This window comes from Mycobacterium paraseoulense (assembly GCF_010731655.1).
Classification (GTDB): domain Bacteria; phylum Actinomycetota; class Actinomycetes; order Mycobacteriales; family Mycobacteriaceae; genus Mycobacterium; species Mycobacterium paraseoulense.
Genome location: NZ_AP022619.1, coordinates 377,923 through 400,513, shown reverse-complemented (window position 1 = coordinate 400,513; position 22,591 = coordinate 377,923). Strand labels below are relative to the sequence as shown.

The 22,591-nt window shown below is 69.0% G+C and carries 19 protein-coding genes; 8 read left to right on the top strand and 11 right to left on the bottom strand.

Annotated features, from left to right (window positions below):
• The first annotated feature begins 125 nt into the window (after nucleotides 1-125).
• From G6N51_RS01720 to G6N51_RS01700, 5 genes are all read left to right on the top strand, one after another.
• Nucleotides 126-2,282, top strand: a complete 2,157-nt coding sequence (locus G6N51_RS01720) for an acyltransferase family protein (protein ID WP_083171883.1) — start codon at nucleotides 126-128, stop codon at nucleotides 2,280-2,282.
• A gap of 38 nt (nucleotides 2,283-2,320) precedes the next feature.
• Nucleotides 2,321-4,519: a glycogen debranching protein GlgX gene (gene glgX, locus G6N51_RS01715; protein WP_083171882.1), complete on the top strand. Its 2,199-nt coding sequence runs from the start codon at nucleotides 2,321-2,323 to the stop codon at nucleotides 4,517-4,519.
• 3 nt (nucleotides 4,520-4,522) lie between these two features.
• On the top strand, nucleotides 4,523-6,823 hold the full coding sequence (gene treY / locus G6N51_RS01710; RefSeq protein WP_083171881.1) for a malto-oligosyltrehalose synthase: 2,301 nt from the start codon (nucleotides 4,523-4,525) through the stop codon (nucleotides 6,821-6,823).
• On the top strand, nucleotides 6,816-8,558 hold the full coding sequence (gene treZ, locus G6N51_RS01705) for a malto-oligosyltrehalose trehalohydrolase (RefSeq protein ID WP_083171880.1): 1,743 nt from the start codon (nucleotides 6,816-6,818) through the stop codon (nucleotides 8,556-8,558). The genes treY and treZ overlap by 8 nt, the downstream gene beginning before the upstream one ends.
• Before the next feature lie 68 nt (nucleotides 8,559-8,626).
• Nucleotides 8,627-8,785: a hypothetical protein gene (locus G6N51_RS01700; RefSeq protein ID WP_158086217.1), complete on the top strand. Its 159-nt coding sequence runs from the start codon at nucleotides 8,627-8,629 to the stop codon at nucleotides 8,783-8,785.
• On the opposite strand, the gene G6N51_RS01695 is transcribed toward G6N51_RS01700, so the two are convergent.
• Nucleotides 8,782-10,110 carry an aminotransferase class I/II-fold pyridoxal phosphate-dependent enzyme gene (locus G6N51_RS01695; RefSeq protein WP_083171963.1) on the bottom strand — a complete coding sequence of 443 codons (1,329 nt, stop codon included), beginning with the start codon at nucleotides 10,108-10,110 and terminating at the stop codon, nucleotides 8,782-8,784. The two genes, G6N51_RS01700 and G6N51_RS01695, sit on opposite strands and share 4 nt — an antisense overlap.
• 35 nt (nucleotides 10,111-10,145) lie before the next feature.
• Here G6N51_RS01695 and G6N51_RS01690 point away from each other — a divergent pair, with 35 nt between their 5' ends.
• A complete protein-coding gene (locus G6N51_RS01690; protein WP_083171879.1) occupies nucleotides 10,146-10,808 on the top strand; it encodes a pyridoxamine 5'-phosphate oxidase family protein in 663 nt (220 codons plus the stop codon).
• A gap of 12 nt (nucleotides 10,809-10,820) precedes the next feature.
• Here G6N51_RS01690 and G6N51_RS01685 read toward each other — a convergent pair whose 3' ends face one another.
• From G6N51_RS01685 to G6N51_RS01640, 10 genes are all read right to left on the bottom strand, one after another.
• On the bottom strand, nucleotides 10,821-11,732 hold the full coding sequence (locus tag G6N51_RS01685) for a phosphatase PAP2 family protein (RefSeq protein ID WP_083171878.1): 912 nt from the start codon (nucleotides 11,730-11,732) through the stop codon (nucleotides 10,821-10,823).
• 15 nt (nucleotides 11,733-11,747) lie between these two features.
• Nucleotides 11,748-13,031 carry a threonine ammonia-lyase gene (gene ilvA, locus G6N51_RS01680; RefSeq protein ID WP_083171877.1) on the bottom strand — a complete coding sequence of 428 codons (1,284 nt, stop codon included), beginning with the start codon at nucleotides 13,029-13,031 and terminating at the stop codon, nucleotides 11,748-11,750.
• A gap of 38 nt (nucleotides 13,032-13,069) precedes the next feature.
• A complete protein-coding gene (locus tag G6N51_RS01675; protein ID WP_083171876.1) occupies nucleotides 13,070-13,507 on the bottom strand; it encodes a nitroreductase family deazaflavin-dependent oxidoreductase in 438 nt (145 codons plus the stop codon).
• A gap of 85 nt (nucleotides 13,508-13,592) precedes the next feature.
• Nucleotides 13,593-14,378, bottom strand: a complete 786-nt coding sequence (locus tag G6N51_RS01670; protein WP_083171875.1) for a DUF6065 family protein — start codon at nucleotides 14,376-14,378, stop codon at nucleotides 13,593-13,595.
• Nucleotides 14,379-14,424: 46 nt separating this feature from the next.
• Nucleotides 14,425-15,024 carry an arsinothricin resistance N-acetyltransferase ArsN1 family B gene (locus tag G6N51_RS01665; RefSeq protein ID WP_083171962.1) on the bottom strand — a complete coding sequence of 200 codons (600 nt, stop codon included), beginning with the start codon at nucleotides 15,022-15,024 and terminating at the stop codon, nucleotides 14,425-14,427.
• Nucleotides 15,025-15,128: 104 nt separating this feature from the next.
• Nucleotides 15,129-16,376, bottom strand: coding sequence for an HNH endonuclease signature motif containing protein (locus G6N51_RS01660; RefSeq protein ID WP_083171874.1), 1,248 nt, complete (start codon nucleotides 16,374-16,376; stop codon nucleotides 15,129-15,131).
• A gap of 100 nt (nucleotides 16,377-16,476) precedes the next feature.
• Nucleotides 16,477-18,369, bottom strand: coding sequence for a lysophospholipid acyltransferase (locus tag G6N51_RS01655; protein WP_083171873.1), 1,893 nt, complete (start codon nucleotides 18,367-18,369; stop codon nucleotides 16,477-16,479).
• A complete protein-coding gene (gene fadD11 / locus G6N51_RS01650) occupies nucleotides 18,366-20,192 on the bottom strand; it encodes a fatty acid--CoA ligase FadD11 (protein ID WP_083171872.1) in 1,827 nt (608 codons plus the stop codon). The genes G6N51_RS01655 and fadD11 overlap by 4 nt, the downstream gene beginning before the upstream one ends.
• 72 nt (nucleotides 20,193-20,264) lie before the next feature.
• Nucleotides 20,265-20,744, bottom strand: a complete 480-nt coding sequence (locus tag G6N51_RS01645) for a VOC family protein (protein ID WP_083171871.1) — start codon at nucleotides 20,742-20,744, stop codon at nucleotides 20,265-20,267.
• A gap of 13 nt (nucleotides 20,745-20,757) precedes the next feature.
• Nucleotides 20,758-21,147, bottom strand: coding sequence for a helix-turn-helix domain-containing protein (locus tag G6N51_RS01640; protein ID WP_083171870.1), 390 nt, complete (start codon nucleotides 21,145-21,147; stop codon nucleotides 20,758-20,760).
• 54 nt (nucleotides 21,148-21,201) lie between these two features.
• On the opposite strand from G6N51_RS01640, the gene G6N51_RS01635 reads away from it, so the two are divergent.
• Both G6N51_RS01635 and G6N51_RS01630 read left to right on the top strand, forming a co-directional pair.
• The gene (locus G6N51_RS01635) at nucleotides 21,202-21,657 is read left to right on the top strand and encodes a PPOX class F420-dependent oxidoreductase (protein ID WP_083171869.1); all 456 of its coding nucleotides are present in this window, start codon (nucleotides 21,202-21,204) and stop codon (nucleotides 21,655-21,657) included.
• The gene (locus G6N51_RS01630; RefSeq protein WP_083171868.1) at nucleotides 21,654-22,583 is read left to right on the top strand and encodes an MBL fold metallo-hydrolase; all 930 of its coding nucleotides are present in this window, start codon (nucleotides 21,654-21,656) and stop codon (nucleotides 22,581-22,583) included. The genes G6N51_RS01635 and G6N51_RS01630 overlap by 4 nt, the downstream gene beginning before the upstream one ends.
• Nucleotides 22,584-22,591: the final 8 nt, after the last annotated feature.

Here is a 22,591-nt window from a genome sequence, read left to right as displayed (position 1 = left end):
TCCGTTCCTGCCCCCGGGGACCGGCGCCGCCCGGTAGTTCACCGGCGCTTTCCGGGCCTTCCCAACACCGCCACCTGCTCCTGACCGGGAGCGGGTGGCGGTTTTCGGTAAATTAGCGGTCGATCATGCCGACCCTGTCCCTGCCTCGCCGACCGGCCGCGACCGCGGAACCGGTCGCTGCGGGAGCGCGGAATGCCGGGTCCTACCGCTACGACCTGGACGGCCTGCGCGGCATCGCGATCGCCCTCGTCGCGGTGTTCCACATCTGGTTCGGACGCGTCTCCGGCGGCGTCGACGTGTTCTTGGCGCTGTCAGGATTCTTCTTCGGCGGCAAGATCATTCGCGCGGCGCTCAACCCGGCTGTCACCCTCTCTCCGGTAGCGGAGGTGATCCGGCTCGTCCGCCGCCTGGTCCCCGCCCTGGTCGTGGTGCTGGCCGGGTGCGCGGTGCTGACGATCCTCGTGCAGCCGGAGACCCGCTGGGAGACTTTCGCCGACCAAAGCCTGGCCAGCCTCGGCTACTACCAGAACTGGGAGCTGGCCAACACCGTCTCGGACTACCTGCGCGCGGGCGAAGCCGTCAGCCCGCTGCAGCACATCTGGTCCATGTCGGTGCAGGGCCAGTTCTACGTCGGCTTCCTGCTGTTGATCGCCGGCTGCGCGTACCTGTTCCGGCGTCCGCTGGGCGCGCGCCTGCGCACCCTGTTCCTGGTGCTGCTGACGGCGCTGACCGTGGCGTCGTTCGTCTACGCGATCGTGGCGCATCAGGGCAACCAGGCGGCCGCCTACTACAACAGCTTCGCGCGCGGGTGGGAGCTGTTGCTCGGCGCGCTGGTCGGTGCGCTGGTGCCGTCCATCCGGTGGCCGATGTGGTTGCGAACGCTGTCGGCCACGGTCGCGCTGGCCGCGATCGTGTCGTGCGGCGCCCTGATCGACGGCGTGAAGGAGTTTCCCGGGCCGTGGGCCCTGGTGCCCGTGGGGGCCACCATGCTGATGATCCTGGCGGGGGCCAACCTGCGGGGCGATCCCGCCACCGGCGACCGGCCGCCGCTGCCGAACCGAGTGCTGGCGTCCGGGCCGCTGGTCGCGCTGGGTGCGATGGCGTATTCGCTCTATCTGTGGCACTGGCCGCTGCTGATCTTCTGGCTGTCCTTCACCGGACACCGGCACGCCGGCTTCGTCGAAGGCATGGCGGTGTTGCTGGTCTCCGGGCTGCTGGCATACCTGACCACCCGGATCGTCGAGGATCCCCTGCGCTACCGCACCGCCGGTCGGGCGCCGGCGCCGACACCGGCCTGGCTGGCGCGCCTGCCCCGGCCCACGATGGCGGTGGGGGCGGCGATCGTGCTGCTCGGCGTGACGCTGACCGCGACGTCGTTCACGTGGCGCCAGCACGTCACCGTCCTGCGGGCCGCGGGCAAGGAGCTCAGCGTGCTCAACCCGCAGGACTACCCCGGCGCGCGCGCCCTGACCGAACGCGTGCGGGTGCCCGCACTGCCGATGCGGCCCAGCGTGCTGGAGGTCAAGGACGACCTACCGGCCTCCACCCGCGACGGTTGCATCAGTGACTTCGTCAATCCGGCGGTGGTGATCTGCACCTACGGCGACGTGGCCGCCGAGCGCACGATCGCGCTGGCGGGTGGCTCCCACGCCGAGCACTGGCTGCCCGCGCTCAGCCTGCTCGGCACGATGCACCACTTCAAGGTCGTGACCTACCTCAAGATGGGCTGCCCGCTGTCCACCGAGGAAGTCCCGTTGATCATGGGCAACAACGCCGCCTACCCGCAGTGCCGGGACTGGGTGGAGCAGACCATGGCCAAGGTCATCGCCGACCGTCCCGACTACGTGTTCACCACGACGACCCGGCCATGGAACATCAAGCCCGGCGACGTGATGCCGGCGACGTACATCGGCATCTGGCAGAGGTTCTCCGACAACAACATTCCGATCCTGGGCATGCGCGACACCCCCTGGCTGGTGAAGAACGGCCAGCCGTTCGACCCGGCGGACTGCCTGGCCAAGAAGGGCGGCAGCCCGCAGTCATGCGCCATCAAGCGCTCCGACGTGTTGTCCGACCGCAACCAAACCCTCGACTTCGTGACCCAGTTCCCGCTACTCAAGGTGCTCGACATGTCCGACGCGATCTGCCGCGCCGACGTGTGCCGGCCGGTCGAGGGGAACGTGCTGATCTACCACGGCGCCCACCACCTCACCCCCACCTACGTTCGGACCATGGCGGGCGAATTGGGCCGCCAGATCGCCGCCAACACCGGTTGGTGGTGAACGCGCCCCACGCCCCTGGCCCCGACTAAAGTCGAGAGGTGCCGACCGACAATCACGCTTCAGCAACAGGCGTTACAAGTAATCAACAGCCGAAGCTCGCCACGGTGTGGCCGGGGAACCCGTACCCACTCGGCGCTTCCTATGACGGCGCGGGAACCAACTTCTCGGTGTTCTCCGAGATCGCCGAGAGGGTCGAGTTGTGCCTGATCGACGACGCGGGAGCGGAGACGCGTATCCCGCTCGACGAGGTCGACGGCTTTGTCTGGCATGCCTATCTGCCCAACATCACCCCGGGCCAGCGCTACGGCTTCCGGGTGTACGGGTCCTTCGATCCGGCGGCCGGTCATCGTTGCGATCCGAGCAAGCTTCTGCTCGACCCGTACGGGAAGGCCTTCCACGGCGACTTCACCTTCGGCCAGGCGCTGTTCTCCTACGACATGAAGGCCGTCGACCCCGGCGGTGACGACGCCGACCCCGGGACGCCCCCGATGGTCGACTCGCTGGGCCACACCATGACCAGCGTGGTGAGCAACCCCTTCTTCGACTGGGGGTCGGATCGTTCGCCGCTCACCCCGTACCACGAGACGGTGATCTACGAGGCCCACGTGAAGGGCATGACCCAGACCCACCCGGGCATCCCCGCCGAGCTTCGGGGCACCTATGCCGGACTGGCCCACCCGGTGATCATCGACTACCTCAAGTCGCTGAATGTCACCGCGCTGGAGCTGATGCCGGTGCACCAGTTCATGCACGACTCGCGGCTACTGGACCTGGGCTTGCGAAACTACTGGGGCTACAACACGTTCGGGTTCTTCGCGCCGCACAACCAATACGCGGCCAACCGCAACGCCAGCGTCGCCGAGTTCAAATCCATGGTGCGCGCCCTCCACGAAGCGGGCATCGAGGTCATCCTCGACGTGGTGTACAACCACACCGCCGAGGGCAACCACCTTGGGCCGACGATCAACTTCCGCGGCATCGACAACGCCGCCTACTACCGCCTCGTCGACGAGGATCTTCGTCTGTACAAGGACTACACCGGCACGGGCAACAGCCTCAACGCCCGCCACCCGCACGTGCTGCAGCTGATCATGGACTCGCTGCGCTACTGGGTGACCGAGATGCACGTCGACGGGTTCCGCTTCGACCTGGCCGCTACGCTCGCCCGCGAGCTGCACGACGTCGATCGATTGAGCGCGTTCTTCGATCTGGTGCAGCAAGATCCGATCGTCAGCCAGGTCAAATTGATCGCCGAACCGTGGGACGTCGGCGAGGGCGGCTACCAGGTCGGAAATTTCCCGGGTTTGTGGACGGAGTGGAACGGGAAGTATCGCGATACTGTGCGTGACTACTGGCGGGGCGAGCCCGCAACCCTGGGCGAGTTCGCGTCCCGGCTGACCGGGTCGTCGGACCTGTACGAGGCGACCGGGCGACGCCCGAGCGCCAGCATCAACTTCGTCACCGCCCACGACGGGTTCACGCTCAACGACTTGGTCTCCTACAACGAAAAGCACAACCTGGCCAACGGCGAAGACAACCGGGACGGCGAAAGCCATAACCGCTCGTGGAACTGCGGCGTCGAGGGCCCCACCGACGATCCGGAGATCATGGCGCTGCGCGGTCGCCAGATGCGCAACTTCTGGGCGACCCTGATGCTCAGTCAGGGCACGCCGATGATCGCGCACGGCGACGAGCTGGGCCGCACCCAGAACGGCAACAACAACGTGTACTGCCAGGACTCCGAATTGTCTTGGATGGATTGGTCATTGGTCGACAAGAATTCTGACCTGCTGGCGTTCGCGCGCAAGGCGACCTCGCTGCGCAAGAACCATCCGGTGTTCCGCCGGCGCCGGTTCTTCGAGGGTGAGCCGATCCGGAGCGGAGACGAAGCGCGCGATATCGCCTGGCTGAATCCAAGCAGCCGCGAGATGACGCACGAGGACTGGGGCGAGAGCATTCACAAGTGTGTGGCGGTGTTCCTCAACGGCGAAGCCATCACCGCACCCAATGCACGCGGTGAACGGGTGGTCGATGACTCATTCCTGTTGTGCTTCAACGCCGGTGAAGAACCGGTGGAGTTCGTGCTGCCGAACAACGAATACGCGCAGGAGTGGACCGTGGAACTGGACACCAACGATCCGGTGGGCGCCAGGGACGATGCCGACCAGGTGATGAACGCCGAGGAGCAGATCGTGGTGCCGTCACGCTCACTCCTGGTATTACGTAAGACCATGTGACGCATGGCTTTTCCCATACTGTCGACCTACCGGCTGCAGCTGCGTGGTGAGGCCAGCGGGTTCGCGTTCACCTTCGCCGACGCGGAAAACCTGCTGGACTACCTGGACGAACTCGGGGTGTCGCACCTGTACTTGTCCCCGATCATGACCGCGGCCACCGGGTCCAACCACGGCTACGACGTCACCGACCCGACTACGGTCTCCCCCGAGCTCGGCGGCCCCGCGGGGCTGGCGCGGCTGTCGGCGGCGGCGCGGGAGCGCGGCATCGGCCTGATCGTCGACATCGTGCCAAATCACGTGGGGATCGACCAGCCCCAGCAGAACGCGTGGTGGTGGGACGTGCTGACGCACGGCCGGTCCTCGGACTACGCAACGTATTTCGATATCGACTGGGATCTCGACGACGACGGCCGCATCGTGCTGCCCATTCTGGGTTCCGACGACGACGCCGCCGACCTCAAGGTGGACGGGGAGCTGCTGCGGCTGGGTGACCTGGCCCTGCCCATCGCACCCGGTACCGCCGGGGGCTCCGGACCCGAGGTTCACGACCGCCAGCACTACCGGCTGGTGGGCTGGCGCAACGGCCTGTGCGGCTACCGCCGCTTCTTCTCCATCACCTCCCTGGCCGGGCTGCGCCAGGAAGACCGCGCGGTATTCGACACCACCCACGCCGAGGTCGCCCGCTGGGCCGCCGAGGGACTCGTCGACGGCGTGCGCATCGACCACCCCGACGGGTTGTCCGACCCGTGCGGCTACCTGGCGTGGCTGCGCGAATCGGTTGGGCCGCAAACCTGGATCGTGATCGAGAAGATTCTCGCGGTCGACGAGGCACTCGAACCCACCCTGCCCATCGGCGGCACGACCGGCTACGACGTACTGCGCGAGATCGGCGGCGTCTTCGTCGACCCGAGCGGCGCGCCCGCGCTCACCGAGCTCGTGAGGTCGGCGGGGCTGGACTACGGCGCGACACCGGAGATGTTGGCGGAACTCAAGGTCCGCGCGGCCACCGACACGTTGGCAAGCGAACTGCGCCGGCTGCGCCGCAGCATCGTGGCGGCGGCCGGCGCCGATCACCCACAGGTGCCCGACGCGGTGGCCGCGCTGCTCACCCATATCGGCGTCTACCGCTGCGACTATCCGGGCCTGTCGGCGATCATGCCGACCGCGATGGCCGAAACCCAGGCACAGTCACCGGAATTGGGACCCGCCCTGCAGGTGATCGCCGCGGCGCTGGCCCGGGGCGGCGAGCCGGCCACCCGGCTGCAGCAGCTCTGCGGCGCCGTCACCGCCAAATCCGTCGAGGACTGCTACTTCTACCGTGATGCCCGGCTGGTGTCGCTCAACGAGGTGGGCGGTGAACCGCACCGTTTCGGTGTCGGAGCGGCGGAGTTCCATCACAGCGCCGCCGCGCGTGCCCGGCTGTGGCCGCAGACCATGACGACGCTGACCACGCACGACACCAAGCGCGGCGAGGACGTGCGGGCCCGGATCGGGGTGCTCTCGCAGGTCCCGTCGCTGTGGGCCGAGTTCGTCGGCCGCTGGGAGGTCGACGCGGCTTCGCCCGACCCGGCGACCGGACAGTTTTTGTGGCAGAACATCTTCGGCGTGTGGCCGGTCAGCGGCGAGGTCAGCGCCGAGCTGCGCGAACGGCTGCACGGCTACGCCGAGAAAGCCATCCGGGAAGCGGCCTGGCATACCTCGTGGAACGATCCGGACGCCGAATTCGAGGACGCGGTACATCGGTGGCTGGACAAGGTGTGCGACGGCCCGGTGGCGGGCCAGCTGACCGAACTCGTCGCCCAGCTCAACCCGCACGCCGCCAGCGACGCGCTCGGCCAGAAGCTGCTGGCCCTGACGGTGCCCGGGATACCGGACGTCTACCAAGGCACGGAACTGTGGGACGACAGCCTCGTCGATCCGGACAACCGCAGGCCCGTCGACTATGCGGCCCGGCGCGACGCGCTGAAAGCGTTGCAGCACCCCAAGATTCGGGTCGTCACGACGGCGCTCCGGGTGCGTCGCGCCCACCCGGACAGCTTCCTGCACGGGGACTACCTTCCCGTGCTGGCCAACGGCGACGCGAGCGATCACGTCCTGGCCTTCCGCCGCGGCGACGACATCGTGGTCGCGGTGACCCGCTGGACGGTGCGGCTTGCCGAAACCGGTTGGGGCAACACGGTGCTGGCGCTGCCGGAGGGCACCTGGAAAGACGCCCTCACCGGGGCCGTCGCCGACGGGCCAACCTCGACGGCCCAGTTGTTCGCCGAACTGCCCGTCGTGCTGCTGGAGCGCCACCATGACTGAATTCCGGGTGTGGGCACCCAAGCCGGAGTCGGTCCGGCTCGACGTCGAGGGCAACGTGCACGCGCTGACGCGGTCCGAAGACGGCTGGTGGCACGCGAGGATCGACGCGGCGCCGGACGCCCGGTACGGGTTCTTGCTCGACGACGATCCCACGGTGCTGCCCGACCCGCGCTCACCCCGGCAGCCCGACGGCGTGCACGCTCGCTCGCAGCTGTGGGACCCGGCCGGCGCGACGTGGACCGACGGCGACTGGCAGGGCCGGCCGGTCGAGGGCGCGGTGATCTACGAGATGCACCTGGGCACTTTCACCGACGCCGGCACCTTCGATTCCGCGATCGACAAGCTGGACTACCTGGTGGACCTCGGCGTCGACTTCGTCGAGCTGATGCCGGTGAATTCCTTTGCGGGAATACATGGTTGGGGATACGACGGCGTGCTCTGGTATAGCGTCCACGAACCCTACGGCGGCCCCGACGGCTTGGTCCGGTTCGTCGACGCCTGCCACGCGCGGGGGCTGGGCGTGCTGGTCGACGCGGTGTTCAACCACCTCGGCCCGTCGGGCAATTACCTGCCGAAGTTCGGTCCCTACCTGTCGTCGGCGAGCAACCCGTGGGGGGAGGGCATCAACATCGCCGACGCCGACTCCGACGAGGTGCGCCGCTACATCATCGGGTGCGCGCTGCGCTGGATGCGCGACTTCCACGCCGACGGGCTGCGCCTGGACGCCGTCCACGCCCTGGTCGACACCACCGCCATCCACATCCTCGAGGAGCTCGCGACCGAAACGGATTGGCTCTCAGAGCGGTTGGGCCGTCCACTGTCGCTGATCGCCGAGAGCGATCTCAACGACCCGCGGCTCATCACCCCGCGCGAGCGGGGCGGCTACGGGCTCACGGCGCAGTGGGCCGACGACATTCACCACGCCATCCACACCGCGGTGTCCGGCGAGCGCCAGGGTTACTACGCGGACTTCGGTTCGCTGGCTGCGCTGGCGCAGACGCTGCGCCACGGCTACTTTCACGCGGCCACGTATTCGTCGTTTCGGCGCCGCCGCCACGGGCGGCCGTTGGACACCAGGGCGGGGTCGGGGGTTCCCGGCACCCGCCTGGTCGCATACACCTGCACCCACGACCAGGTCGGCAACCGCGCTCTCGGGGACCGCCCCTCGCAGAACCTGACCGGCGGCCAGCTGGCGATCAAGGCCGCGCTCGCGCTCGCGACGCCCTTCACCGCGATGCTTTTCATGGGTGAGGAGTATGCGGCCTCGACCCCGTTCCAGTTCTTCAGCTCGCATCCCGAGCCGGAGCTGGCCAGGGCCACCGCGGAGGGACGCAAGGCCGAGTTCGCCGAACACGGCTGGGATGCCGACGAGATCCCCGACCCCCAGGACCCGCAGACCTTCCAGCGCTCGAAGCTCAAGTGGGACGAGGTCGACTCCGGCGAACACGGCCGGGTACACCGGCTCTACCGCGACCTGATCGCGCTGCGGCACGGCGACCCCGACCTGGCTGACCCGTGGCTGCAGCACCTCGCCGTCGACTACGACGAGGAGCAACACTGGATCAGCGTGTCGCGCGGCCGGTTGCGCATCGTGTGCAACCTCGACACCGAGCCGGTGAAGGTGCCGATCGCCGGCGACGTGGTCCTGGCCTGGGGTGAGCCCGCGGTCGACGTCGACCACACGGTGCTTCAGGGCCATTCGTTCGCCATCCTGTCGGTGCGCGAGCAGACGTAACCTCGCGCCGCATCAGGGGCTGTGGATAACGGTGAGCGGCCGCGCGGGCAACCGCCGATGATTCGCCCATGAATCGATCCGCATTCGGCCGGTGTATCGGCTTGCTGAGGAAGAGGGAGCCGCTGGCGGCTCCGCCCGCCGAACCCGAGGAGACGCCTCCGGACCGCAGCGTGGTGCTGTTGTGGACGGGCCCCGGCCTGGGAAACGATCGCACCGAAGGCGGTTAGACGCTGAGGCGGCCCGGGCCGTGCACCGCCTCGGCGATCGCGTCGGCCAGGGGGTCGATTTCGTCGGCCGTCACGTCGGCGACGGTGACGCGGATGCCGGGCGGGGTGCCGATCCGGTACCGCGTGCCGGGCGCCGCGGCCCAGCCCGCGCGCAGCAACCGGGTGATCGCGACCGTCTCGTCCGGCACCGGAATCCATACGTTGAGCCCGGAGCGCGCGTGCGCGGCGACGGCACGATCCGCCAGGGCGGCGGACAGCCCGCGGCGGGTTTCGGCGTACTGGCGCTCGGCCGTCCCGACCAGCCGCACGGCCGCATGGTCCGACCACAGGCTGACGGCCAGGTCCTGCAGCAGGTGGCTCACCCAGCCCGGGCCGAGCCGCAGGCGGCCGCGCACGCGCTCGATGGTGCGATGGTCGCCGGCGAGCACGGCCACGCGCAGGTCGGGGCCGTAAGCCTTCGACGCCGACCGCACGAACGCCCAATGCCGGGTCGCGCCGGCCAGGGTGTGCAGCGGCGCGCCGGAAATGCCCGCGCAGTGATCGTCTTCGATGAGCAGCAGGTCCTCGGCGCGGGGCGCCAGCAGCCGCTGAAGCGCATCGGCGCGCTCAGCCGATAGTGCCGCGCCCGTTGGGTTTTGGGCACGATTGGTGACGATGAGCCCGCGCACCCCGCGCCCCAACGCCCGCGCCAGGTCGGTAGGCAGCGGCCCGTCGTCGTCGACCCGGACGGGCTCGACCGAAAGGCCAAGGGCGGCAAGCAAATCGAGCAGGTTGGCCCAGCCCGGGTCCTCGACGGCAATCCGGTCGCCGGGCCGAAGATGCGCGTTCAGGACGCGCTCGATGCCATCGAGCGCTCCGCTGGTCACCGCGAGATGATCGGCCGGGATCCCGTCACCGGATAACGCCGTCCGGGCGAACTCGGCCAAGACCGACGACATGGCCGGTTCCCCGTACAGCACCGGGCGACCCCGCACCGGACCGGGCAGGGTGGCACCCGCGAGGGGCAGCAGGGCCGGGTCCGGATTGCCGGTCGACAGGTCGCGCACCCCGGCGGGGATGTCGAGCGCGAGGAGGGACCGGGGCGTGGTCGCCGGGCGGTGCCGCACGCGGGTGCCTCGGCGGCCCGCGGTTTCCACGGCGCCGCGCTGGCGCAGCAGGCGGTAGGCCGCGGCGGCGGTGTTGGCGTTCACGCCGAGCTGCGCGGCCAGCTCCCGGACGGGCGGCAGCGCGTCCCCCGGCGCCAGTGAGCCGGCCGAAATGGCCTCTTCGATGCTGGCGGCTATGGACTCCGCGCCCTTCCCGGTTATGCTGCTTTGTACTGGCACGTCATACATTATGTACTAGAACGAGAGATAACGCCATGGATACCGAATACCGGCGGACTGCGCGCACGACGCCCACGCGCTACCGGGAGCGCGCACGCTACGACCGCGAGACCGTCCACCAGATCCTGGACGAATCGACGATCTGCCACCTGGGCTACCTCAGCGCCGGCCGCCCGGTCGTGCTGCCGACCACCCATGCCCGCCTCGGCGAGACGCTCTATCTGCACGGTTCCACCGGCAGCGGCCCCCTGCTCGCGGCCGCGGCGGCGCCGTCGGGCCTGCCGGTGTGTGTCACCGTCACCCTGGTCGACGGGCTGGTACTGGCGCGCGCCGCGATGCACCATTCGGTGAACTTTCGCTCGGTGGTCGTGCTGGGCGACGCGCGCGTGGTCGACGACGGGGCGGAGAAACTGCGGGCCCTCGCCGGCCTGCTCGATCACCTGGCGCCCGGCCGGGCCGCGGACTGCCGGCCCCCGAACCCGCGCGAGCTGGCCGCCACCGGCGTTCTCGCGCTCGACCTTGTGGAAGTGTCGGCGAAGGTGCGCACCGGCGACCCGGTGGACGATCCGGAGGATTGCGCGCTGCCGCACTGGGCGGGCGTGGTGCCGGTCAGCGTGACGGCAGGGGCGCCGGTGCCGGCCGGAGATCTGGCTTCCGGTACTCCTATGCCGACCTACCTTCGCGAGCGCCGACGCTGAACCGCGGGGTGCTCATGGTTGTCGGGCGCCCGGCCGGCCACCTGCGCGCCGGGCGTTGTCCCACCAGGTTCCGACGAGCATGACGGTGCCCGCCCAGGCCAGTCCCAGCAACCAGCCAGAGAGCACATCGCTGACGTAATGGACTCCCAGATAGACGCGGGAGAAGCCGACCAGGAACGCCGAGCCGATCGCGATGGTCCAGACCAGCACCCGCCCGGTCCACCAGGGGATCAGCCAGCGGGTCAGCATCCACGCAGAGATGACCATGACCGCCGCGGTGCCGGTCGCGTGTCCGGACGGAAACGAATACCCGTCGGCGTCGACGAGGGCGAACGGCAGGGGCGGTCGTTTTCGGCCTACCAACGCTTTGGCGGTGAAGAGCACGAGCGGAACCGCACCGCCACCAATCAGAGCCAGCACCATGGGCCGCCATGACCTGCACCGGTAGCCGGCGGCAACGGCAATCGGGACGGCGAGAGCAGCCAGAAAAACGGGTCCGCCCGCGGCAGTGACCGCCCGCAGGGCCGCGGTCAGCCACAGCTCACGGTGGGCCGCAAGCCACCGAGTCACCGGCTGGTCGATGCCGGCGATGCCGTCGCCCTCGAGCACGTCGTCGAGCACTTCGGTGAAGCCGACCGCCAGCGCGGCTACCACGACCAGCCCGAGAAGCAATGCGACGCCGGCGGCCTCGTTGTCGGGCCACCGACGCGCCAGCGGCCACCCCCTGTCGCTGATCCGGTCACGCAACCATGTCAGCGTTTTGCCGATCACGGCCGAGTTGGACACCCTCTTTCGGAGCATCCCGAACGCGGGTCCACGCCCAGCAACCCAGATCGCCGCGCACACAAGCAGTGCGAGCGAACCGATGATGCCGACGCTGACCAGGCCAAACGCCCCAGACCCGGGCCCATACTGCTGGTCCATGCCTCGCGGCCGGGGCTAGAACAGCAGGTAGCGGTAGGCCGGTGAGCCGGGCTCGAGGCGTTCGACGTGCAGCTCGGTCGCCCGCATCCGCGCGAGCAGGCCGTCCAAGTCGGCCGACGACGCCAACTGGATGCCCACCAGCGCCTCGCCGGTCTCGCGGTTGTTGCGCTTGATGTACTCGAACAAGGTGATGTCGTCGTCGGGGCCCAGCACCTCGTCGAGGAACCGGCGCAGCGCACCGGGTTCCTGCGGGAAGTCCACCAGGAAGTAGTGCTTGAGTCCGAGGTGGACCAGCGAGCGCTCCAGCACCTCGCCGTAGCGCGAGACGTCGTTGTTGCCGCCCGAGATGAGGCACACCACGGTGGAGCCGGGCTCGATGTCGGCCTCCAGGAGCCCCGCGACCGACAGCGCGCCCGCGGGCTCGGCAATGATGCCCTCGTTCTGGTAGAGGTCCAGCATCGCGGTGCACACCGCTCCCTCGTCGGTCGCGGTGATCGACACCATGTCACCCGCGGCCGCCAGCGCGGCGTAGGTCAGCGTGCCCGCGCGGCGCACCGCGGCGCCGTCGACGAACTGGTCGACGTGGTCCAGCGTCACCGGCTTGCCGGCGGCCAGCGCGGCCATCATCGCCGCGGCCCCGGCCGGTTCGACGCCCAGCACCGACGTGTTCGTCGTCCGCTCGGCCAGGTAGGTGGTGATGCCGGCGATGCACCCACCGCCCCCCACGGGGACCACCACCAGGTCCGGCTCGTTGTCCAGTTGGTCCAGCACCTCGACGGCGATGGTGCCCTGACCGGCGATGGTGCGCAGATCGTCATACGGCGGCACGAGCGTGGCGCCGGTGCGCTCGACATCGGCCAGCGCGGCCTCGGCGGCCAGGTCATATGTCGTTCCGCCCACGATCAGTTCGATGAACTCCCCGCCGTGGTAGCGGATGCGGTCCCGCTTTTGCTGCGGGGTCTTGGCGGGCACGTACACGCGGCCGTGCACCCCGAGCGTCCGGCACGCGTAGGCAAAGCCCTGAGCGTGGTTGCCCGCCGACGAGCACACCACGCCCGCGGCCAACTCCTCATCGGACAACTGGACCAGCAGGTTGTAGGCCCCGCGCAGCTTGTAGGAGCGCACCACCTGCAGGTCTTCCCGCTTGAGGTAGACGTTCGCGCCGGTGATCTCCGACAGCCGGTCACACAACTGCAGCGGGGTCGGCGTGACCACCGCGGCGATCCGCGCGGCCGCGGCGTCGATGTCAGCCCCGGAAAGGGGCGAGACGCTCGGGTGATGGCTCAGTTCGGCGGACACTGGTCAATGGTGCCATGCCCGCCCGCCAACTCCGGAATTCAGCGGACCGGGGTCAGCACGAACACCGGGATCTGCCGGTCCGTCTTCTTCTGGTATTCGGCGTAGTCCGGCCAGGCCTCGACCGCACGCTCCCACCACACCGCCTTCTCGTCGCCGACCACCTCGCGGGCGTCATATTCGCGGGTGGTGGCGCCGTCCTGCAGCTCGACCCGGGGGTTCTTGACCACGTTGTGGTACCAGACGGGGTGCTTCGGGGCCCCACCGAGGGAGGCGACGATCGCGTACTCGCCGTCGTGCTCGACCCTCATCAGCGGCGTCTTGCGGAGCTTGCCCGTCTTCGCCCCGACCGTCGTCAGCACGATGATGGGCTTGCCCTTCATGTCCGTGGCTTCGGTCCCGCCCGACTGCTCGTACTTCTCCGCCTGCTCGCGGGCCCAATCCCATGGACTCGGCGCGTATTCCCCTGAAAGTGGCATGCCACCAACTCTATGTCGCGGGCCCCGGGGGCGATGGGCCCGGCGGGTGGCGCGAGCACCGTACGCAACGCGGGCGGGGCGATCGCTACCGGTGCGGCTCCCGCTGCCATGCGGCAAAGGGGCGAAGGTGGATGCGCGTCTGGTGATCGGGCGCGCCGGCCTCGCCGTCGGCATGCCGGCCCCGCGTGTAGTCGCCTTGCCACGGCACCCGCTCGCCCACGGCGGGGTTGGTCGCGGCCTGCGCCCGGCCCAGCTCGTCGCGTGAACGGAGGAAGAACTCGTGTTTGCGGCGCACTTCCTCGTCGGAGTCGATGGGCCTGAGTTCCGGGGCGAACTCCTCAAGCTCACCCCGGCGCTGGGGGACGATCATGCAGATCGGCTCGTCGACCTCGAATCGCACCGGCATCATCTTCCGAGTGATCTGCCAGCTCATACTGAAACTGGATGTGGCCCAGTCGGTTTCGACGACGCCCTCCAGCGGCGATACGGCGTCCTTCGGATAATTCGCCGGCCCGCGGACCAACAGGTTGTAGCCGGGCGGGGTGCGAAACAGCATCGGCAGATGCCAGGTCAGGATGCCGTGACCGAAGTGGCTGAAGGGCAGCAGCTGCCCTTCGTCGCGCCGGTCGGGCGCGACGATCACCCCCGCGCTGTCGTCCCCGCCCATCCAGGTGGCGGTGAATGCGCACGGATTGCGCAGTTCCCAGCCGCTCTGGTTGGCGATCAGCATCGGCAAACACCGATTCGGCCAACCGTTCCGCATCTCCGACATCCACTTCCGGCTGATCGGCGCCGGCGTTACCGGTGGTGCGTTGTCCTGGCTGGTGAACGCGATCAGCGGGCGGGTCGGCCCGCCGGACTTGGCACTCATCGACTCCCCTCGATTCGCCGCTTGCCGCGGACGGTTACCCATCAAGTCATAGCGCACGTCCAGCGGTGCCGCCTGCGTCAACGCTCATCGGTCGTGCTCTTAGCGCAGCCTCAATTGTCCGGGTCGGTAGCTGCGACCAGGGCAGCGGGTCGCTGGGCCGCCCGGGCCGCTCGGCCAGGCGGCAGCGCCACCAGCCGATGTCCCACCATGCCCCGTTCTTGAAGCCCACCCCATCGAACACGCCGACACAGGCGAAACCCATCGACTCGTGCAGACCGACGCTTGCGGGATTAGGCAGCGCAATGGCGGCGAATGCATTGATATACCCCTGCGCGGCAAGCAGATTGAGCAATGCGGAGTATGTCCGGCGGCCGTTTCCCTTCCGGCGAGACGACCCGTCGAGGTAGATGGACACGTCGACGGACCATCGGTAGGCGGCCCGCTCGCCGTGCGGACTTGCGTAGGCGTAGCCCCTGACGACGTCGGCATGGGTGATGACCAGCCAGGGCAGGTCGGTCAAAGTGGCGGACAGCCTCGACCGCATCTCCTGGGCCTTCGGCGGCGCCGCCTCGAAGGAGATCGCGGAGTCGCGCACGTATGGCGCATAAATGTCTGCGATAGCGTCCGCATCATCCGGCGTTGCCATTCGGATCATGAGAAGAGCTTGCCCATCACCTTCTCGGTGTGTCGGAGGTGGGTGGTGTTCCACGTCGCGGCGAAGTGCTACCGGCCGTTGGTTCGCAAACCGACCTAGTTGTTGCTTGGCGGTGGTTGGGGTTGGAAGGGTTCGTACCACCACCAGTCGGCGCGCTCGCCGGCGGGCCCGGGGCATGGCGGGACGTCGGGCGGGGCTTGGTTGGGCGCACGCGCAAGCGATCCCGCGCTGAGCGGTCGGCCCGAGCTGTCGGTGACCACGAGATCGTTGGCGGGTCCGGTGATCGTGACGACGCCCCGGTGGTGCAACCGGTGGTGATATGGGCACACCAGCACCAGGTTGGCCAACTCGGTGGGGCCGCCGTCTTCCCAATGCCGGAGGTGGTGGGCGTGCAGACCCCGGGTAGCGCCGCAGCCGGGAACCGCGCAAGTGGGGTGGCGATGCTCGAGTGCGCGGCGAAGCCGCCGGCTGATCTGGCGCGTCGCCCGCCCGGCGCCGATGACCTCACCGTCGCGTTCGAACCACACCTCGCAGGTGGCATCGCAGGTCAGGTAGCGGCGTTCGGCGTCGGTGAGCAGCGGACCCAGATGCAGTGCGGCCGCAGGCTGCTCGACATCGACGTGCACCACCACCGTGGTGTGCTGCCCGTGCGGCCGGCGGGCCGCCTCGGCATCCCATCCGGCCTCGACCAGGCGCATGAACGCCTCGATGGTGCCCGGCAACGGCGGCAGGGCATCGGACGCGGCGCCTCGATCGCCGCGATCGCGCTTCCACTCGGCGATCAGCGCGTCACGATGAGAGGCCAACGCCGCGTCGAACTTCGCCGCATCCAGGTGCGGAAGTTTGATCCGCCACCAGGTGAACTCGTCGCTGGACGTCTTGGTGATCGAGGGGTGCCGTTGCGGCCCGGAATCGGGTTCGGGTCGCGGTTCCAGCTTGACCGCGGTGCGCAGCTGGTTGACCGTGGCGACCCGGGCCAACTCCGCGTAGTGCTCATCAGAGCCCTCACCCGCCCGCGCCGCGATGACCCCGACCTGATCCAGCGACAACCGACCCTCAAGCATGCCTTGGGCGCAGCGCGGGAACGCGTGAAGCCGGCGCGCGACATCGGTGATCGTGTGCGCGTTCGCCGGCGAGCAGCCCAGCTTCCAGGCCACCAACGCCGCAGCCGACCGCGCACCGGTGGCACCGCAGAGCTCGTCGCGATCGAGCTCCGCGACGATTTCCACGATACGCCCGTCGATCGCGTTGCGCTGACCGGCCAACTCCGCCAACTCATCGAACAACACCTCAAGCCGCTCAGCAGGATTCGCCTCCACGGGAGGCGATGCGATCGACGACATGACTTCATCATCGCAGGGGGGTACGACAAGCTTCTGTTGCCAACTTGCGTCGGGCGTGACTATCTCACTATTCGCACATTGGCCACCAGGGCACCACCGCCTAGCGTGCCCCGGCCAGTCCCGCGATGGTGTTGACCCGCCGGACGGCCGTGGCGATCTCGTCGGCGAACTCGCGGCGTCGCCGCGCGACATCCAGGTCTTCGAAGCCGTCCACCAGCTCGCGGTGCCGGGCCAGCCGCAGCGCGGTCTTGAACAACTCCATCGACCTGGACTCGGCGCTGGCCATCCTGCGCTGCAGCTCCCACTGCTTGCCGACCTCGAGGCATTCGGCGAGAAACGCGTCCTCGTCGAATGATTCGTCGTCGTAGGCGGCCAACCGGTCGGCGACGATGTGGTAGGCGTCCAGGAACGGGCGCAGGACCAAGTGCGCCAGCAGCAGATCGGCCTTCTCCAGCAGGCCGCGGACGTCGGCCGCCCTGGCCGCCTTGCTGGTGTCCTCCACGCGCCCGATCAGGCGCACCTCGTCGGCGAGGTCCTTCTCGAATTGCGCACGCGCCGAGAACAGGAACTCGAACTTCAGCAACTCGCGCAGGCTCAGCGCCTCGTCGCGCACCGTCGCCGGCAACACCAAGCCGTCGACGGAGTTTTCGGCGTCTTCCGTGGCGGCCAGCAGGGCCGTCTCGGCAATGGCGCGATCGACCACGATGTGGATGGCGGTGTTGCGGTAGAACGCGGCGACCAGGTGCTGGTCCGCACCGATCCCCCAGACCGGTTCGGTGCCGGCGTCATACACGCTGACCACCCCCGAGGCGACGAGCTGATGCAGCGTCCAGCGGATGGTCGACCGATTCGTCAGGTCGGCCGCGCCGGCCACAGTCCAGTTCCGCGCCGCGATGTAGCTGGCCAGCGGCCGCACGGTGGCCAGCACCTCGCTGATGGACAGCGAGCGGTCGGCACCCAGCAGCGCGAGGCTCACCACCGCGGTGGGGGTGACCGGGGTGGCGCGGTTGATCCGGTGCTCGACGTCCAGCGCGATGCGTTCGATCTCGGTGCCCGTTCCGGTCTCCTCGGCGCGCAGCTCTTCCAGGCGCTTGCGCAGCGGGAGCGGTTCGCCGAAGTCCAGGTAGGCGCGGCCCAGCCGCTCCCCCTGCTGGCGCGCCAGCCGAACCAGGAAACGGAAGTCCTCGGGGCGCTTGGTCGCACCGTAGGCCTCGGTGGTCATCGCCTCGACCTCGTGCAGCTGGTCGTAGACGATCGACGTGGGCACCAAATACACTTCGGGGCCGTCGATTTCGTCGACGGCGTCGCTGATGTAGCGCAGGATCCCGTACACCGGGGGCCGCAGCTTGCCGGTCCGGGTGCGGCCGCCTTCGATCGACCAGGTGAGGTTGGCGTGGTTTTGCACCAGCTGCGCCGCGTACGCGCGCAATACGAAGCGGTAGACGGGGATGTCTTTGGTCTGGCGCCGGATGAAGATCGTGCCGGTGCGCTTGGCCCAGATCCCCATCGGGAAGAAGTTCAAATTGGCGCCGCCGAAGGTGAGGGCGGGCGAGAGCCGGTTGGCCTGAATCACCTCCGGCAGCAGCAGGCCGTCCAGGTAGGAGCGATGCGAGAAGGCAAACGCCAGCGTCGCTTTGCGATCCAGCTTGCGCAGCTGCGCGATCTGATCCTCGTCGACCAGCACGTCGTAGGCCCGCATCAGCCAGCGGCTGAAGCCGCGCCAGGCCTCCACCGCGCGCTCGTCCAGCGAGGGCGCCATCTCCCTCAGGTAGCAGGCGGCCTCGGCGCGCACGCCGGGCAAGTCCCGCCCGAGCTCGTCGGCCAGCGCGCTAAGCCGCTCGTCATACCACGGGGCGGCGAGCAGCTGGACAACCTCCGCCGGGTCGGTGGTCAGCGGTGTCGTCGATTCCTCGACAATGCCGGTGCGCTGCAGCAGCTTTCGCACTCCCACCCGGCCGAGCTCACGGGCCGTCGCCCCCGGTCCGGTGCTCATGCCGGCTGCACCGTCGCGGCCGCCGAAGGCTCGTGCACATCCGGGTGCAACTCGGGCGCGTAGAGCTCCTCGATCTCACTCGCGTACTTCGTCATGATCGGCTTGCGCTTGAGCTTCATGGTCAACGTGATCTCGTCTCCCCCCGGCTCCCACAGCGACGGCAATATCCGGAAGCGCTTGATCTGTTCCACCCGCGACAATTTGGCGTTGCCCTCGGCCACACCCGCGGAGACCCGGGCGATGACCTCCGGGTGGGTCGCCAGGGCCGCGGGCGACGTCTCGGCCAGTCCCAGTTGGGCCGCGTATGGACCGACCGACTCGGCGTCGAAGACCATCAGCGCGGCGTTGTACGGCCGCCCGTCACCGATCGTAATCATCACGCCGATCATCGGGCACGCGGCCAGCACGGTGTTCTCGATGTTGGCCGGCGACATGTTCTTTCCGGCGGCGTTGATGATCAACTCCTTCTTGCGGTCGACGATCCTCAGGTGGCCCTCGTCGTCGACGTCGATGATGTCGCCGGTGTGCAGCCACCCGTCTGCGTCGATGGCGTCGGCGGTCTTGGCGGGTTCCTTGCGGTAGCCCTTCATCACCAGCGGGCCCCGGACGAGGAATTCGCCGTCGTCGGCGACCTTGCCCTCCATTCCGGGAAGCAGCTTGCCGACGGTGCCCAGGCGCGCGTCGTGAGGATGGCAGACGCTGGCGACGCAGCTCAGTTCCGACATCCCCCACACTTCGGCGATCGGAACGCCGATGCCGAGGAAGAACGCCAGCGTCTCCCTGGGGATCGGGGCCGCGCCCGACACCGCCCACCGCAGTTCGCCGAAGCCGAGCCGCTCGCGCAGCCTGGACAGCACCAACTCGTCGGCCCGGGCCCATTCGGCGGCCAGCTCGCCGGACATCGGCTCGCCGGCCAGCAGGGCGGCGGCGCGCTTGCCGGCCACCGACATCGCCCACTGCAACGCCTGACGCTTGATTTCGTCCGTCTCACTGCTGACGGCGAATTCGATTCCGGCCTTGAGCTTTTCCCACACGCGCGGCACCCCGCCCCACACCGTGGGCCGCACGTCGGGCAGCGCCGCGGCAATGGCGCGGATATCGGAGACGACGGTGACCTGGGCACCGAACACTTCCAGGCCGTACAGGCCCATCACCCGGTCGGCGATGTGCGCCGTCGGCAGGTACGACGTGACCCGGTCACCGAACTCCGACGGCAGGACGCTGTTGAGGGCATACGCCTCGAACAGCAGATGGGCGTGGGTCATCTCCACGCCCTTGGGATTTCCGGTGGTCCCCGAGGTGTAGATGAGCGTGACGACGTCGTCGGGCAGCACCGCCCGCCACGTCGCCTCGAAGTCGAAATCGGCCGGCGCGGCGGCGTACACGTCGTCGACCGACATGGTGCCGGGCGGTGAACCGTCGATGCAGACGATGTGTTCGATGGGGGCGCCGCTGGCGCGGATGCGGTCCACGTACTGCTCCTCGCAGATCGCGACCCTGGTGCCGGCGTTGTCGAACAGGTAGCTCAGCTGCTCGGCGGGCAGCGTGTTGTACACCGAAAACGAAGTGGCGCCGAGGTGTTGGGCGCCGATCTCGAAGGGGTAGAACTCGATGCGGTTGGCCATCATCAACGACACCGTGTCGCCGCGTCCGACGCCCAGGCCTGCCAGGCCCGCGGTGACCTTTCGCACCCGCGCCGCAAGCTCGCTCCACGTCATCGTCTGCGTGTCGCCCGGAGTCCGAAGGGCGACGGCATCCGGATCGATCGACGCGGTGCGCTGGAACGCCTCACACAGGGTGGCCGGGCGCTCGGCTGTCGTCATCTGCGTCCTCCTTGGCGCCGGTCGGCAGTGCCCTTCGTGAGCGTACGTCCGTGGTTGCGGACGCGGAACACATCAGCCCGGATCAGGGCGCCAGAGCTGCACCGTGCTGGTTATGCCCGAGGGCAGCTCCAGGAGCTCGATCGGCGTGCCGTCGGGGTCGTAGATGAAGAACATCCGCACACCGCCGATATCGACGGGCGGTTGGGCCCGGACGTCGGGGTGTTCGCGCCGGACCGCGTCGTAGGTCGCGTCGAGGTCGTCAACCCGGAACGAGACGTTGGTGTAGCCCAGGTGCGGGCCGCTCGGGCACTCGGGCACCGCGCCCAGCGACAGCAGCTCGACCATGACGGCGCCGATCAGCCCGCCGACCATCCGGCCGCGCTGCGCCGCCCCGCCGGTCACCGAGTCCAGCCCGGCGCCGTCGAGTTCGACGTCGAAGACCACGTCCATGCCCAGCACCGCGGTGTAGAAGGCCAGGGACGCCTCGATGTCGGAGACGCCGACGCAAACGTGGGAGAAGTTCTGCACGGCGATGGGGTGCGGCTGGGTCATGGCGCTCCTTTGCTCAGGCGGGCAACGCAGTATGAATCCCGCACGTACACGAGTCAATTGACGGGCACGTGCAACGCATGCCCCATTCGATGACGGCGCGCGCCCGGGCCAGCGACTCCATTTGCGCGTCGATTTCGGCGAGCTTGGCCTCGGCCAGCGCGCGGCTGGCCGGGCGCCCCGGCGCGTCATCGGCGAACAGCAGCTGGATCTCCTCCAGCGCGAAGCCGGCCGATTTGCAGAGCCGGATCACTTCGAGCCGGGCCAGCACCGAATCGTCGTAGCGGCGCTGCCCGCCCAGCCGCCCCGGCGGCGGCACCAACCCGATCTGCTCGTAATACCGCAGCGTGGTCGCCGCGACCCCGGCCTGGCGCGCCACCTCGCCGATCGTCAGCCGTGCACCCATCGGGCCTCCTCCAGCGCTTGACTTAGAGCCAACTCTAAGTCGTTGACTGGGGCCATGCACACACATTCCCTCGACAGGCTGGCCGCGGCGCGCTACGCGCTGCTGCGATCGTTCCGCCGCGACGGCACCGCCGTGGACACCCCGATCTGGTTCGGGCTGGACGGCGACGCGCTGGTGTTCCGCACCAAGGTGGGGCCGAAGACCAGGCGCCTGACCGTGCGGCCCGACGTCGCGCTCACCGCGTGCGACTATCGCGGCCGGGTCCGGCCGGGCCGGGAGGCGCCGTCCTGGGTTCCCGGCCGGGCCAGCATCCTGTCCGGCGCCGAGGCCGAGCGGGCCAACCGCATCCTGCGCCGCCGGTACGGCTGGCAGTGGAACATCGTGCCGCTGATCAAGGTCCCGGGCGTCACCAACGTCCACCAAGACCTGTGCCTGCGCGAGAGGCTCAGCCGCGCTCGTGACCGCGGCGTGTGGGCCGACAGCGTCATCGTCCGGGTCGACGTGCCATGACGCACGACCCCGTCCGCTCCCCCACACTGCGCCAATGCTGCGCCGCCGCAACCGGATTGGTCTGGGGTGCGATACGCCCGAAGCGGGCCGATCAGCGGTTCCTCCGCAGCGTCGCCGACGCGGGACTGCCCGAACCCGGTCGCGCCGTCACGGTGACCGCGCTGCCCCAGGTCGCGCGCTCGGTGCCCACCGCGGCGATCGTCGAGGGCACGTTCTCGCCCGCCCGCGTCGAGAACGCCATGACTTCTTTCGTGGTCAGCCACCCGGAAGCCACGTTCATCGTCGATCCGGCCGTGTGCCGCGACGTCGAGCACCGGGCGATCGCCCAACTGCCCGCGGTGCTGCGGGTCGCCGTCCGTCCGCCCGCCGACACCGTTCCCACGATCGCCGCCCTGGGCCGGGTGCCCGATGTGCCGCCGTTGGATTTCGCCCTGCCGACCCACGCGCACTGGGACCACGTGTCTGGCCTGCTGGACTTGCCGGATCTCCCCGTTCACCTGCACCGCACCGAACGGGACTGGATCGGTTCGGGTTTGGTGGCGCCGGTCGGCGGTGTCCGCGACTCGCTGCGCGGCAGGGCGGTCGTCGACTACGAGCTGGACGGGCCGCCCGTGCTCACCTTCACCCGAAGCCACGACCTGTTCGGGGACGGCACCGTGCTCCTCGTCGACCTCGCCGGACACACCCCGGGCAGCGTCGGGGTGCTCGCCCACACCGGGCACGGGTGGGTCCTGATCGCCGGAGACGCCGCCTGGCACACGTTGCAGATCGAGAACATCCGCCAAAAATCAAGCTATCCAGGCGTTTTGGTGGATGAGGATCGCAACGAAGCATTCCGGACGCTGCAGCGGCTGCACCTGGCGCGGCATGCGGCGACGATCGTCCCCACCCACGACCATCACGCGGCGCTGGGTTTGTCGGCCTAGCGCGCGTC